This window comes from Burkholderia dolosa, assembly GCF_902499135.1.
Lineage (GTDB): Bacteria > Pseudomonadota > Gammaproteobacteria > Burkholderiales > Burkholderiaceae > Burkholderia > Burkholderia dolosa.
Map to the genome: position 1 here is coordinate 1 of NZ_CABVPR010000068.1, position 13996 is coordinate 13996.

At 68.9% G+C, this 13996-nt stretch carries 17 protein-coding genes; 14 read left to right on the plus strand and 3 right to left on the minus strand.

Features of this window, described 5'->3' with window-relative positions; all coding sequences use genetic code 11:
• The 3 genes from gspL to BUB20358_RS23485 form a co-directional block, all read left to right on the plus strand.
• Positions 1-819, plus strand: an 819-nt coding sequence (gene gspL, locus BUB20358_RS23475; protein WP_174905125.1) for a type II secretion system protein GspL, incomplete at its 5' end; no start/stop codon positions are given.
• Positions 816-1322, plus strand: a complete 507-nt coding sequence (locus BUB20358_RS23480) for a type II secretion system protein M (protein ID WP_035973225.1) — start codon at positions 816-818, stop codon at positions 1320-1322. The genes gspL and BUB20358_RS23480, both read left to right, overlap by 4 nt.
• 31 nt (positions 1323-1353) lie before the next feature.
• On the plus strand, positions 1354-2142 hold the full coding sequence (locus tag BUB20358_RS23485; RefSeq protein WP_006763013.1) for a type II secretion system protein N: 789 nt from the start codon (positions 1354-1356) through the stop codon (positions 2140-2142).
• A gap of 31 nt (positions 2143-2173) precedes the next feature.
• Here the strand turns inward: BUB20358_RS23485 and BUB20358_RS23490 are convergent, their stop codons facing one another.
• A complete protein-coding gene (locus BUB20358_RS23490) occupies positions 2174-3745 on the minus strand; it encodes an efflux transporter outer membrane subunit (RefSeq protein WP_035971464.1) in 1572 nt (523 codons plus the stop codon).
• Positions 3746-4037: 292 nt separating this feature from the next.
• A complete protein-coding gene (locus BUB20358_RS23495) occupies positions 4038-4334 on the minus strand; it encodes a multidrug ABC transporter ATPase (protein WP_081293704.1) in 297 nt (98 codons plus the stop codon).
• A 175-nt stretch (positions 4335-4509) separates the two neighbouring features.
• Between BUB20358_RS23495 and BUB20358_RS23500 the strand changes: the two genes are divergently transcribed.
• Positions 4510-5001 carry a MarR family winged helix-turn-helix transcriptional regulator gene (locus BUB20358_RS23500; RefSeq protein WP_035971465.1) on the plus strand — a complete coding sequence of 164 codons (492 nt, stop codon included), beginning with the start codon at positions 4510-4512 and terminating at the stop codon, positions 4999-5001.
• 172 nt (positions 5002-5173) lie between these two features.
• Positions 5174-6736, plus strand: a complete 1563-nt coding sequence (locus BUB20358_RS23505; RefSeq protein ID WP_006763017.1) for a DHA2 family efflux MFS transporter permease subunit — start codon at positions 5174-5176, stop codon at positions 6734-6736.
• A 76-nt stretch (positions 6737-6812) separates the two neighbouring features.
• Here the strand turns inward: BUB20358_RS23505 and BUB20358_RS23510 are convergent, their stop codons facing one another.
• On the minus strand, positions 6813-7739 hold the full coding sequence (locus tag BUB20358_RS23510) for a LysR family transcriptional regulator (protein WP_006763018.1): 927 nt from the start codon (positions 7737-7739) through the stop codon (positions 6813-6815).
• A gap of 140 nt (positions 7740-7879) precedes the next feature.
• Here BUB20358_RS23510 and BUB20358_RS23515 point away from each other — a divergent pair, with 140 nt between their 5' ends.
• From BUB20358_RS23515 to fliR, 9 genes are all read left to right on the plus strand, one after another.
• The gene (locus BUB20358_RS23515; protein WP_035971466.1) at positions 7880-8344 is read left to right on the plus strand and encodes a CidA/LrgA family protein; all 465 of its coding nucleotides are present in this window, start codon (positions 7880-7882) and stop codon (positions 8342-8344) included.
• A 13-nt stretch (positions 8345-8357) separates the two neighbouring features.
• Positions 8358-9080 carry an LrgB family protein gene (locus BUB20358_RS23520; protein WP_006763020.1) on the plus strand — a complete coding sequence of 241 codons (723 nt, stop codon included), beginning with the start codon at positions 8358-8360 and terminating at the stop codon, positions 9078-9080.
• A gap of 199 nt (positions 9081-9279) precedes the next feature.
• Positions 9280-9816, plus strand: coding sequence for a flagellar basal body-associated protein FliL (gene fliL, locus BUB20358_RS23525; protein WP_006763021.1), 537 nt, complete (start codon positions 9280-9282; stop codon positions 9814-9816).
• Between the two features lie 22 nt (positions 9817-9838).
• Positions 9839-10837, plus strand: coding sequence for a flagellar motor switch protein FliM (gene fliM / locus BUB20358_RS23530; protein WP_006763022.1), 999 nt, complete (start codon positions 9839-9841; stop codon positions 10835-10837).
• Entirely contained in the window at positions 10830-11324 is a 495-nt protein-coding gene (gene fliN, locus BUB20358_RS23535) for a flagellar motor switch protein FliN (protein ID WP_035971468.1), read from the plus strand. Before fliM ends, fliN begins: the two co-directional genes overlap by 8 nt.
• A complete protein-coding gene (fliO, locus tag BUB20358_RS23540) occupies positions 11321-11890 on the plus strand; it encodes a flagellar biosynthetic protein FliO (protein WP_006763024.1) in 570 nt (189 codons plus the stop codon). Before fliN ends, fliO begins: the two co-directional genes overlap by 4 nt.
• 36 nt (positions 11891-11926) lie before the next feature.
• Positions 11927-12688, plus strand: a complete 762-nt coding sequence (fliP, locus tag BUB20358_RS23545; protein WP_006763025.1) for a flagellar type III secretion system pore protein FliP — start codon at positions 11927-11929, stop codon at positions 12686-12688.
• A 19-nt stretch (positions 12689-12707) separates the two neighbouring features.
• On the plus strand, positions 12708-12980 hold the full coding sequence (gene fliQ / locus BUB20358_RS23550; protein WP_006763026.1) for a flagellar biosynthesis protein FliQ: 273 nt from the start codon (positions 12708-12710) through the stop codon (positions 12978-12980).
• Positions 12981-13008: 28 nt separating this feature from the next.
• Positions 13009-13791 (plus strand): flagellar biosynthetic protein FliR, encoded by a 783-nt coding sequence (gene fliR, locus BUB20358_RS23555; protein ID WP_006763027.1) that lies wholly within the window; start codon positions 13009-13011, stop codon positions 13789-13791.
• Positions 13792-13996: the final 205 nt, after the last annotated feature.

Genomic DNA, 13996 nt, shown 5'->3' on the forward strand with positions numbered 1-13996 from the left:
GTGCTCGGCGTCGCGACGCCGGTCGAGCCCGCGCTCGTCGAGGCCGGCGCGCTGCCGTCCGCGGCAGGCGTGCCGCGCCTCGAGCTTGCCGTCGCACGCGGCGCGCTCGGCGAAGGGTTCGCGGCGCCTGCGTCGCGCGCGGCCGGCACGCTTGCCGCCCTTGCCGGCGGCGGCGACGTCGAACTGTACGAGCTCGGCGAGCCGGGCGCGGAGCCGCGTCTCGCGTCGGTCGGCCGTACCGATGCGCCGCTGCTGCCGGGCGCCGAGCCGCTGCCGTTCGACGCATTCGCGCGGCGCGCGCTGGCCGAGCGCTTCGATTTGTGCCAGTTCGAATTCGAGTCGCAGCCGTGGCGCTTGGACCGCGCGACGGTCAAGCGGCTGCGCGTGCCGATCGCGCTCGCGGCCGCGACGCTCGGCGTCGCGGTGATCGGGATGAACCTGCACTGGTGGAAGCTGTCGCGCGAGCGCGATGCGCTGTCCGCACAGATCACCGAGACGCTGCTGTCCGCGTTCCCGAAAACGACGACGGTGCTCGATCCGCCCGCGCAGATGCAGCGCCAGCTCGACCAGCTGCGCGTCGCGGCGGGCGAACTGTCGCCGAACGACTTCCTCGCGCTCGCGAGCGGGCTGTCGCGCTCGATGGGTGCGCTGCCGCTGAACGGCATCGCGTCGCTCGACTATCACGACCGGCGTCTGGACGTCGGTTTCAAGCCGGAGGTCAAGGTCGACCCCGATTTCACGCAGCGTCTCGCCCGCAACGGGCTGTCCGGCGAAGTCGACAGCAGCACGGGCAAATGGACGATCCGGAGCCGCTCATGAACACGGAACAACTGAACCAGACGCTCGCCCAGTTCTGGGGCGAGCGCACGCCGCGCGAAAGGATGCTGCTCGGCTGGGGCGGCGCCGTGCTCGCGGTCGCGATCGCGTATTCGGTGCTGTGGTCGCCCGCGCAGGAAGGCCGCGCGCGGATCGAGCGCGAGCTGCCGACGATGCGCCGCGAGCTCGCGCAGATGACCGCGCAGGCGAACGAGGCGAAGTCGCTGACGGCGGCCGCGCAAGGCGTCGCGCCGACCGGGCTTGCGCTGAAGGACGCGCTCACCGCGTCGCTGTCCGATCACGGGCTGCAGGGCGCGCAGCTGCAGATCGTCGGCAACGGCGTGCAGATTCAGATCAAGAACGTTGCGTTTCCCGCGTGGACGCAGTGGCTCGACGATGCACGCCGGCAGTTCAAGGTGCAGGTCGGCGAGACGCACGTGAGCGCGTTGAAGGAAGACGGCCAGGTCGACCTGACGGCCGTGATGCAGCCGTCGGTTCAGAAATGACGGATCGGAACTCGCAAACGGCGGTCGCTCGATGACGTGGTGGATCAGGCGGCTCGGTGCCGCATTGCCGTGGGTGCTGGCCGGCGGCCTCGCGATCGTGGTGACGCTCGTCGCGCTCGCGCCGGCCGCGTGGATCGCGCCGCAGTTCGCGCGCGCGACCGGTGGCCACGTGAACCTCGTCGATCCGGAAGGCTCGATGTGGCGCGGCTCGGGCACGCTGATGCTCGCGCCGGGCGCCGATCAGAGCGCGGCGACGCTGCTGCCGGGCCGCGTCGAATGGACGACGCGCTTCTGGCCGCTGCTGACCGGGCGCGTGCAGATGCAGATGCGGCAGACGGAGGCGATGCCCGACGCCGTCACGCTCGACGCGACGTGGCGCGGCGCGGTGCTGTCGGCCGGCGCGATGGCCGTGCCCGCGTCGCTGCTCGCGGGGCTCGGCACGCCGTTCAACACGCTCGATCTGCAGGGCGACGTGCGGCTTGCGTGGACCGACTGGCGCGTGATCGGCGGCAACGCGTTCGGCCAGCTGACGGTGACGATCGATTCGATGAGTTCGCGCGTGTCGCGCGTGAAGCCGCTCGGGTCGTATCGCGCGGTGCTGCAGGCGAAAGGCACGAGCGTCGATCTCGACCTGTCGACGACGCAGGGGCCGCTGTTCCTCGACGGGCACGGCAGTTTCGGGCCGAATCGCGGCGCATTTCGCGGCACTGCGCATGCGGCGCCCGAGCAGCAGGCGAATCTCGCAGGGCTGCTGAACCTGCTCGGTCATCCGATCGGCAACAACCAGGTGTCGCTGATCTACGGCGACGCGGCGCGCTGAACGCGCGCGTCGCCCTTCCCGTTTTGCTTCTTTACTGCTGCGCGAGCGGCGCCGCGGCCGACCGCGCGGCGGCTGCCGGTGCTGCGGCGCCGGAAGCCGGCACCGGCGCGGGCGCAGCCATGCCGCCCGTCTCGCGCGCGATATCCGCGACGTCCCACCCGCCGCCGAGCGCCTTCACGAGCCCGACGGACGACTCCATCCGCTGTCCGGCGATCGACGCGAGCTTCTGCTGCGCGGTGAACGCGGTGGTTTGCGCGGTCAGCACGTTCAGATACGCGACCGTGCCCGCCTTGTACTGGTTCGTGACGATCGCGAGCGCATGCTGCGCGCTTTCGACGGCCTGCCGCTGCACGTCGACTTCCTGCGCGAGGATGCGCTGCGACGCGAGGTTGTCCTCGACGTCCTGGAACGCGGTGAGCACCGCGAGGCGATACGCGGCGACGTCCTGGTCGTAGGCTGCGCGCGCGGCTTCGGTCTGCGCGGCGCGCAGCCCGGCGTCGAACAGCGTCGCCGCGAGCTGCGGGCCGACCGTCCAGAAGCGGGCCGGCAGCGTGAACAGTTGCGACCACACCGAACTCTGGACGCCGCCGCTCGCCGACAGCGTGAGCGTCGGGAAGAACGCGGCGATCGCGACGCCGATCTGCTCGTTCGCGGCGGCCGCGCGTCGCTCTGCGGCCGCGATGTCGGGCCGGCGCTCGAGCAGCGCGGACGGCACGTCGACCGGCGTGATCGGCGGCTCGGATGCGAGCGGCATCGGCGGCAGCGAGAACGTCGATGCCGGTTCGCCGATCAGCGTCGCGATCGCATGCTCGTACTGCGCGCGCGCGACGCCGTTGTCGATCGACGCCGCCTGCGCGCTTTGCAGCTGCGTCTGCGCCTGGATCACGTCCGCGCGGGCGGCGACGCCCTGCGCATACTGGTTCTGCGTGAGCCTCAGCGACTCCTCGTACGACTTCACCGTATCGTCGAGCAGCTTTTGCAGCGTATCGGACGTGCGCAGCTGGAAATAGGTCTGCGCGAGCAGCGCCTGCTGCGACAGCCGCGCGTTCGCGAGGTCGGCGGCGGCCGCCGCTTCGCCGGCGCGCTGCGCGCTCACGCTGCGGCTCACCTTGCCCCACAGGTCCGGCTCCCAGGTCGCGTCGAGGCCGACGCTGTAGCTGTTGTTGATCGATCCGGACGCGCCGCTGCCGAAATTCGACGACGTGCCCGACGACAGCGACGCGCGCGGCGTGCGCGAACGCGAGCCCGATGCGCTGAGACTGACGGTCGGGAAATACGCGGCACGCGCCTCGGCGACGAGCGCGCGCGCCTGCCGGTACGCGGCCGCCGATTGCGCGATGGTCTGATTCGACGCGTTGAGCCGGTCGATCAGCGCGTCGAGCTGCGGATCGGCGTAGACCTTCCACCACGGGCCGCGGTCGGTGCGGTCGGCGGGCTGCGCGACTTTCCAGCCGGCAGGCGCTTCCTTGAACGCGGCGGGAATCGACGCGTCGGGGCGGTGATAGTCGGGCCCGACGGCACAGCCGGCGAGCAGCACGGCCGTCGCAACGGCGACGGCGGCGCTCAGCGGGCGAAAGGCACGCGGGAGGGGGACATGCGGCATCGTGATTTTTCCTGTCTGGGCGTGACGGCCGGCGAACGGTGTCGCGGATGCGGTCGTCATGCCGCTGGCGGGCAAATGGTAACTGACGGCGGGGAAGCTGCGCAGCCGTAAGGGTACGGTGCGCGGCGGCCGGAATGTGTTACCGGCGCGGCAGGCCGGTTTACCGGCGATTACGCATCGCTTGCGGGCGGACACGCGGATCGGCGCGTCGATCGAGCGCGCGAACGCCGACGACGCGGTGAACGACGCTCGCCGGACGCGAGAAAAGCCGGCGCGGCGGCGACACGCGATGTCAGTGGCAGCGTACGGAGACGGGAACGGGTACGGGAACGGCGTCGGCGGACGGCCGCCATGACGACGGCTCCGCAGCCGCCGCGCGAGCGTCGCGACGAGCGGCGTCCTTCGCGTTGCGCTGCCGGCGATGATCGAACCACGCGAACCCGAGCGCCGCGAGCGAGCCGCCCGGCACGATCAGCATCGTCACGTACAGCGCGATCTTCCAGCCGCGGTGCGGCCCGGAGAACACATGATGAGCGGTATCGGTCAGGTTGCGGCGCAGCGCGCCGGCGGCATTTTTCAGGAACAGCATCGCGAACATCCTCGGGGTGCCCGGCAGCGCGGGCGAAGCGGTCAGAACATAGTCTCCGGCAGTGCAACATGCACGTCGTAACTGGTTGCCTGAAATAATATTGACTAAGCAATCATTTTTCAAGATACTGGGCGCGTTTTGACCTGAAACGCACTGTTGCGGCGTGCGCAATCGGATGAACGACGGCCTCTACGACCCCGAGAACATCGAGCTGGAAACGAGTGTCGGCTTCTATCTGACGAAGGCGCGCCAGGCGCTCCTCGAGCGGCTGGATCGCGCGCTCGAGCCGCTCGATCTCACCGCGCAGCAGATCGGCGTGATCCTGCTGCTGTCACGCGGCTACGCGAATACGCCGTTCGAACTGTCGCGCAAGATGGCGTACGACAGCGGTTCGATGACGCGGATGCTCGACCGCCTCGAGCGCAAAGGTCTCGTCGCGCGTTCGCGCAGCGAGCAGGATCGCCGGATGATCGAGCTCACGCTGACCGAACGCGGCGCTGACGCGGCGCGCGCGCTGCCGTCGCTGATCGCGACCGCGCTCAATGCGCAGCTCGCCGGCTTCTCGGCCGACGAACTCGCGACGCTGACCGGCCTGCTGAAGCGGTTCATCGCGAACGGACCGAGCGCCGACGGCTGTCCGGCACCCGACGACGGACCGGCCGACTGAGCGCTACGCACGATGCACAGGTTAAGCATTCACTTATTTCTCTGTCTGGGCAGAAGGTGACGCGACATGTGCCGTCTGACTGCCCTCCTTTGTTCAACCCGGCCGGGCCGCGCCGCGTCGCGCGCCCGTGCGTCGTGACGGCGCGTCCGCGCGCCGCATCCAGGAGAGTTCGATGTCCGCGACCACCGCATCCGCCGCGCCCGCTGCCGCCGAACCCGCGCCGCTCAGCGGCGGCGCGCTCGCGCTGCTCACCGTCGGGCTCGCGCTCGGCACGTTCATGGAAGTGCTCGACACGTCGATCGCGAACGTCGCGGTGCCGACGATCTCGGGCAGCCTCGGCGTCGCGACGAGCGAAGGCACGTGGGTGATCTCGTCGTATTCGGTCGCGTCGGCGATCGCGGTGCCGCTGACCGGCTGGCTCGCGCGGCGGGTCGGCGAAGTGCGGCTGTTCACGCTGTCCGTGCTCGCGTTCACGATTGCTTCGGCGATGTGCGGCCTCGCGTCGAACTTCGAGACGCTGATCGCGTTCCGGCTGCTGCAGGGGCTCGTGTCCGGGCCGATGGTGCCGCTGTCGCAGACGATCCTGATGCGCAGCTACCCGCCCGCGAAACGCGGGCTCGCGCTCGGTTTATGGGCGATGACGGTGATCGTCGCGCCGATCTTCGGTCCGCTGCTCGGCGGCTGGATCAGCGACAACTACACATGGCCGTGGATCTTCTACATCAACCTGCCGATCGGGATCTTTTCCGCGACGTGCGCGTTCTTCCTGCTGCGCGGCCGCGAGACCAAGACGACGAAGCAGCGGATCGACGCGGTCGGGCTCGCGCTGCTCGTGATCGGCGTGTCGTGCCTGCAGATGATGCTCGACCTCGGCAAGGACCGCGACTGGTTCAACTCGACCTTCATCGTCGCGCTCGCGCTGATCGCGGTCGTGTCGCTCGCGTTCATGCTCGTGTGGGAGGCGACCGAGAACGAGCCGGTGGTCGACCTCACGCTGTTCAAGGATCGCAACTTCGCGCTCGGCGCGCTGATCATCTCGTTCGGCTTCATGGCGTTCTTCGGCTCGGTCGTGATTTTCCCGCTGTGGCTGCAGACGGTGATGGGCTACACGGCCGGCAAGGCCGGCCTCGCGACCGCGCCGGTCGGCCTGCTCGCGCTCGTGCTGTCGCCGCTGATCGGCCGCAACATGCATCGGCTCGACCTGCGGATGGTCGCGAGCTTCGCGTTCATCGTGTTCGCGATCGTGTCGGTGTGGAACTCGACGTTCACGCTCGACGTGCCGTTCAATCACGTGATCCTGCCGCGGCTCGTGCAGGGGATCGGCGTCGCATGCTTCTTCGTGCCGATGACGACGATCACGCTGTCGAGCATCCCCGACGAACGGCTCGCGAGCGCATCGGGCCTGTCGAACTTCCTGCGCACGCTGTCGGGCGCGATCGGCACCGCGGTCAGCTCGACGTTCTGGGAAAACGACGCGATCTACCATCATGCGCGGCTGGCGGAATCGGTGAGCGTGTACGCGCAGAACACGACCGACTACCAGAGCGCGCTCGCGCAGCTCGGCATCGTCGGGCAGACCGCGAACGCGCAGCTCAATCAGCTCGTCACGCAGCAGGGTTTCATGATGGCGACCAACGACTTCTTCCACCTGTCGGCGATCGTGTTCATCGCGCTCGCGGCGCTCGTGTGGATCACGAAGCCGAAAAAGGGCGCGGGCCCGGCGATGGGCCACTAAGCGCGATGGGCGGCCGTCGCGGCCGCCGTGCGAGTCGTGCCGTGCGGCCGCGTTGCCGCCGGCATCGCCGCGAACCTCAATTGCGCGCCCTCAGCCCGCCGAACGCGAGATCGTCGCCGGACGCGATCGGCAGCGTCGCGCGCGCGACGTCGAGCCACGCGCGCGCCGCGTGCGACAGGTAGCCCTTCTTCAGCCAGCCGAGCGCGATCGCCCACGTGATCTCCGGCTCGACGATCGGCCGGCACGTGAACTGCCCTGCATCGAGCCGCCGGCAGTACGGCTCCGGCAGCAGCGCGATGCCGACGCCCGCGTGCACGAGCGCCGCCATGAAATCCCAATGCCCGCTGCGGCTCACGATCGACGGCGTGAAGCCGACCTGCCGGCACGCATCGAGCACGGCGTCGTGCAGCGCGAGGCTTTCCGCATAGAACACGAACGACTCGCGCGCGAGATCGGCGAGCGGCACGCTCGTGTGATCCTCCCAGCGCGACTCGCGCGGTGCGACGAGCCATAGCGGCGCGCGCACCATCGGCAGCCGGTCGAACGTGCCGGGATCGACCGGCTCCAGCAGCCCGCCGAGCTCCAGCTCGCCGGACATCAGCGCGGCCTCGATCATGCGCGCGCCCTGCTCGAACAGCTTCAGCTCGATGTTCGGATAGCGCTGCTTGTACGCGGCGATGATCGGCGTGAACAGCGAGCCGCCGAGCGGCGGGATCCCGATCGTCAGCTCGCCGCGCCCGAGCGTGCCGAGATCGTTCAGCTCCGACTGCAGCTGCGCCTGCGCGGCGAGCACGTCCTGGCCGCGCTGAAACACGATCCGTCCCGCGTCGGTCAGCACCATCTGCCGGCCGTCGCGCAGCAGCAGCGGCGAGCCGATCTCGTCCTCGAGCGCCTTCACCATCTTGCTGATGGTCGGCTGCGTGACGAACAGCCGGTCCGCCGCGGCCGTAAAACTCTGCTGACGGACCACTTCGATGAAGTACCGCAGCGCGCGCAATTCCATCGGCGACTCCCCAAATTGGTGCGACGAATTCAAATGAATTCCGAATCGGAATGACAAGAATAGAGACAAGTCATTTTATTTATGGATGAGGGAATTCTATACTTGCGCCATTGATGAAATATCGGTATGGGAGCCCCGCCATGAACGAATCGAACGCCGTGACCCGTGCCGCCTCCGGCGGCGTCGCCCGCACCGGCCGGATCGCGCTGCAGGCCGCCGCGCTCGGCGTGCTGTGGATGGCGGTCGACTGGGCCGTGCGCAAGGTCGGGCTGCCGATTCCGTCCGGCGTGATCGGCCTCGCGGTGCTGCTCGTGCTGCTGTTCTCGGGTCGCGTCGCACCGGCGTGGGTGAAGGACGGCGCGAACTGGCTGCTGTCCGACATGCTGCTGTTCTTCGTGCCGGCCGCCGTCGCGGCCGTGCAGTACGGCGGGCTGTTCCGCGAGGACGGCTGGCGCATCGCGCTGGTGATGCTCGCCGGCACCGCGTTCGTGATGGTCGCGGTGGCCGTGGCCGTCGATCTCGCCGCGAAGCTCGAACGTCGGCTCGCCGCGCAGCGCGTATTCGCCGAGCGCCGCCGTACGCGCGTGAGCGCCGTCGCTCACTGAGCCGGAGCCGCCCATGCTCGCCGCGCTATCGAACCTGCCTGCCGACCGCGTGAATACCGCGATCTCCGTCGGCTGCTTCGTGCTGACGGTCGTGCTGTATTTCGCGTCGAAGCGGCTCTACGCGTACAAGAAGACGCTGCTGTTCTCGCCGCTCGTGTTCGTGCCGGGCGTGCTGGTGCTGCTCGTGCTGCTGACGGGCATCCCGTATTCGGTGTACTTCCGCGACACGCGCTGGTTGATGTGGCTGCTCGGCCCCGCGACGATCGCGTTCGCGGTGCCGATCTACGAATATCGCGATCTGATCCGCCGGCACTGGCTGTCGCTGTCGGTCGGCGTCGCGGTGGGGATCGGCGCCGGCGTGTGCGGGTCGCTGCTGCTCGCGAAGCTGCTGCACCTGTCGCCGGAGCTGCAGCGCTCGCTGATGACGCGCTCGGTGTCGACGCCGTTCGCGCTCGCCGTGTCGGACAAGATCCATGCGCCGAAGGACCTGACCGCGCTGTTCGTGATCGCGACCGGCATCTGCGGGATGCTGCTCGGCGAGATCGTGCTCGCGCTCGTGCCGATGCGCACGCGGCTCGCGCGCGGCGCGCTGTTCGGCGCGGCCGCGCACGGCGTCGGCACCGCGAAGGCGCGCGAGATCGGCAGCGAGGAAGGCGTGGTGTCGAGCCTCACGATGATGATCGCTGGCGTCGCGATGGTGCTGATCGCGCCGCTGCTCACGCGGCTGCCGATCTGATCCGTCGTCGGGGCGCGGGCGGCCGGTTGCGGGTCGCGCGGCGCTCCGCAGCAGCCGCTCGTCCGTCCCGCTCGTCGCCGCCCCGCCGAAGCGACGTCCAGCAAGCCGACACGCAGCCGACGCACAACCCACAATCGGCTGAGATAGCCGCAAATCCCCCCTCTTTTCCGCCCATCGCGCGCGGCGCGGATGCCGAACAATGCATGCTACGAGACATCACGCACGCATTCACATGGCCTCCACGACCGCAAACCCGCCCGCCGACAAGCCGGCTTCGTCCGGCAAGTTCAAGCGCATCGCGCTCATCGCCGTCATCGCGCTGGGCGCGGCCGCTGCCGCCGCGGGCGGCATGTACGTGTTCCTCAACAAGCAGGGCGTCGGCCATCCGGCCGCGAGCGCCGAGCCGGCGCCGCTCGCCGCGCCCGTGTTTTTCCCGCTCGATCCGCTGACCGTGAACCTGCAGTCCGACGACGGCGGCCAGCATTACCTGCGCGTCGGGCTGTCGCTGAAGCTCACCGATCCGAAGGCGCAGGAGCAGCTGACCGCGCGGATGCCGGAGATCCGCAGCCGGATCCTGCTCGCGCTGTCGAACAAGCATCCCGAGGAACTGGCGACGCCGGACGGCAAGCGCACGCTCGCGAAGGAACTGCGCGAACTGATCGAGCAGCCGACGCAGCCGGGCAACCAGCGCGCGAAGATCGACGACGTGCTCTTCACCGAGTTCGTCGTCCAGTAACGCTGCCGCAAAAGGAGCGCGCATGGGCCACCAAGAATTCATGTCCCAGGAGGAGGTCGATGCCCTCCTCAAGGGTGTGACGGGCGAAACCGATGCCGTCGACGAGCAGCGCGACGCAAGCGGCGTACGTCCGTACAACATCGCGACGCAGGAGCGGATCGTCCGCGGCCGGATGCCCGGCCTCGAGATCATCAACGACCGCTTCGCGCGCCTGTTGCGGATCGGCATCTTCAACTTCATGCGGCGTACGGCTGAAATCTCCGTGAGCCAGGTGAAGGTGCAGAAGTACAGCGAGTTCACGCGCAACCTGCCGATCCCGACGAACCTGAACCTCGTGCACGTGAAGCCGCTGCGCGGCACGTCGCTGTTCGTGTTCGATCCGAACCTCGTGTTCTTCGTCGTCGACAACCTGTTCGGCGGCGACGGGCGCTTTCATACGCGCGTCGAAGGGCGCGACTTCACGGCGACCGAGCAGCGGATCATCGGCAAGCTGCTGAACCTCGTGTTCGAGCACTACACGGTCGCCTGGAAGAGCGTGCGGCCGCTGCAGTTCGAATTCGTGCGCTCCGAGATGCACACGCAGTTCGCGAACGTCGCGACGCCGAACGAGATCGTGATCGTCACGCAGTTCTCGATCGAGTTCGGGCCGACCGGCGGCACGCTGCACATCTGCATGCCGTATTCGATGATCGAGCCGATCCGCGACGTGCTGAGCTCGCCGATCCAGGGCGAGGCGCTCGAAGTCGACCGGCGCTGGGTGCGCGTGCTGTCGCAGCAGGTGCAGGCCGCCGAGGTCGAACTGACCGCGGATCTCGCCGAGATCCCGGTGACCTTCGAGAAGATCCTGAACCTGCGCGCGGGCGACGTGCTGCCGCTCGAGATTCCCGACACCATCACCGCGAAGGTCGACGGCGTGCCGGTGATGGAGTGCGGCTACGGAATTTTCAATGGTCAATATGCGTTGCGCGTGCAGAAGATGATCAGCGCGGGCGACACGATGAAGGAAAGTGGATATGAGTGAGCTGAACCAGACGCCCGACCTCGACGCGCAGGCGCTCGCCGACGCGGCGCTCACGGAATCGGCGGCCGCCGCCGCGCAGGCGGCCGAGCCGGCGGCGGACCCCGAACAGGACCTCGACGACTGGGCGGCCGCACTCGCCGAGCAGAACCAGCAGCCGGTGCCGGCAGGCGCGACGGGCGCCGGCGTGTTCCAGCCGCTGTCGAAGGCTGCGCCGAGCTCGACGCACAACGACATCGAGATGATTCTCGACATCCCGGTCAAGATGACCGTGGAGCTCGGCCGCACGAAGATCGCGATCCGCAACCTGCTGCAGCTCGCGCAGGGCTCGGTCGTCGAGCTCGACGGCCTCGCCGGCGAGCCGATGGACGTGCTCGTGAACGGCTGCCTGATCGCGCAGGGGGAAGTCGTCGTCGTCAACGACAAGTTCGGCATCCGCCTGACCGACATCATCACGCCGGCCGAGCGCATCCGGAAGCTGAACCGATGACTTTCGCGACGCGCGGCCGCTTCGCGCATGCCGCGATCGTTCCGGCTACCGCCGCCGTCGCTGCCGCGATGCTGCTGGCTGCCGCACCGGCCGGCGCCGCCGACATGAACGCGGTCAACCGCGCGAGCGCGCTCGCGTCGAGCGTGACGGTCGGCTCCGCCGCGCCGTCGCTCGGCGTCGGCGCGGTGCTGCAGACGCTCGTCGGGCTCGCGGTCGTGATCGGCCTCGTGTTCGGCTGCGCATGGCTCGCGCGCCGCTTCGGCTTTCAGCCCGCGCGACGCGGCGGGCCGCTGAAGGTCGTGTCGAGCGTCGGCGTCGGCGCGAAGGAAAGCGCGACCATCGTCGAGATCGGCGATACGTGGCTCGTGCTCGGCGTCGCGCCCGGCAACGTGCGGCTGCTGCATACGCTGCCGGCCGGTTCGCTGCCCGCGGCGGCCGCGTCGGGCGATGCGCACGCAAGCGGCGCAGCGTCCGGGCAAGGCCTGCCCGGCACGTTCGGCGCGCGCTTTCGCGACGCGCTGGCCGGCGAAGCCGCGAAGCGCTTCGGCCGCGGCAAGGACCGCTGACATGGCGCCGCGCCCTCTTTCCGTTTGCGCATTCCGATGAAACACGTTTTCTTGCGTCGCGCGGCGCGCTTCGTGCCCGCGCTGATCCTCTGCGCGGCCCCCGCGCTCGCGTGCGCGCAGGCAGCCGGCCTGCCCGCGTTCAACACGAGCCCCGGCCCGAACGGCGGCACCACGTATTCGCTGAGCGTGCAGACGATGCTGCTGCTCACGATGCTGTCGTTCCTGCCGGCGATGCTGCTGATGATGACGAGCTTCACGCGCATCATCATCGTGCTGTCGCTGCTGCGCCAGGCGCTCGGCACCGCGACGACGCCGCCGAACCAGGTGCTCGTCGGCCTCGCGATGTTTCTCACTTTCTTCGTGATGTCGCCGGTGCTCGACAAGGCGTACACCGACGGCTACAAGCCGTTCTCCGACGGTGCGATGCCGATGGAGCAGGCCGTGCAGCGCGGCGTCGCGCCGTTCAAGAGCTTCATGCTGAAGCAGACGCGCGAGACCGATCTCGCACTGTTCGCGAAGATCTCGAAGGCCGCGCCGATGCAGGGGCCGGAGGACGTGCCGCTGTCGCTGCTGGTGCCCGCATTCGTCACGAGCGAGCTGAAGACCGGCTTCCAGATCGGCTTCACGATCTTCATCCCGTTCCTGATCATCGACATGGTCGTCGCGAGCGTGCTGATGTCGATGGGGATGATGATGGTGTCGCCGTCGACCGTGTCGCTGCCGTTCAAGCTGATGCTGTTCGTGCTGGTGGACGGCTGGCAGCTGCTGATCGGCTCGCTCGCGCAGAGCTTCACGTGAACCGCGGAGGAATCGCGCGATGACGCCCGAACAAGTGATGACCCTCGCGCATCAGGCGATGATGGTCGGCCTGCTGCTCGCCGCGCCGCTGCTGCTGGTCGCGCTCGCGGTCGGCCTCGTCGTGAGCCTGTTCCAGGCTGCGACGCAGATCAACGAGGCGACGCTGTCGTTCATTCCGAAGCTGCTGGCGGTTGCCGCGACGCTCGTGATCGCCGGCCCGTGGATGATGACCACGATGCTCGACTATCTGCGGCAGACGCTGCTGCACGTCGCGACGCTCGGCGCCGGCTGAGCGCCGCGTACGGCCCGGCCCGACGCCGATGTTCTCCGTCACCTACGCGCAGCTCAACGGCTGGCTCACCGCGTTCCTGTGGCCGTTCGTGCGGATGCTCGCGCTCGTCGCGACCGCGCCGGTGGTCGGGCACGCGTCGGTGCCCGCGCGCGCGAAGATCGGCGTCGCCGCGTTCATGGCGCTGATCGTCGCGCCGACGCTCGGCGCGATGCCGGGCGTCACCGTGTTCTCCGCCGAAGGGATCTGGATCGTCGTCATGCAGTTTCTGATCGGCGCGGCGATGGGCTTCACGATGCAGATCGTGTTCGCGGCGGTCGAGGCGGCCGGCGACTACATCGGGCTGTCGATGGGGCTCGGCTTCGCGACGTTCTTCGATCCGCATTCGAGCGGCGCGACGCCGGTGATGGGCCGCTTCCTGAACGCGGTCGCGATGCTCGCGTTCCTCGCGGTGGACGGACACCTGCAGGTATTCGCGGCGCTCGCCGCGTCGTTCCAGACGCTGCCCGTGTCGGCGGCGCTGCTGCACGCGCCCGGCTGGCGGACGCTGGCCGCGTTCGGCGCGACCGTGTTCGAGATGGGGCTGCTGCTCGCGCTGCCGGTCGTCGCGGCGCTGCTGATCGCGAACCTCGCGCTCGGGATCCTGAATCGCGCGGCGCCGCAGATCGGCATCTTCCAGATCGGCTTCCCGGTGACGATGCTGGTCGGACTGCTGCTCGTGCAGCTGATGGTGCCGAACCTCGTGCCGTTCGTGTCGCATCTGTTCGACATGGGGCTCGATGCAATCGGGCGGGTTGTGATGGGGTGGCGGTGAGGCGGTGACGTGCGGGGTGGCTTCCATTATTCCGCGCGGCCGGCAAAAAACCTGCGGGATGGAAGCCTGCGCCGCAAGCGAAGAATCCTCTTTGCGCACGGTCCCACACCCTTGCGGGACAACGACGACCTGCCCGACTAGCGCCGAACGCGCCCTTTTTTCGTCGTCTCCGTCGGCGCACCGCGCGCCGACGATCGCTGCCACC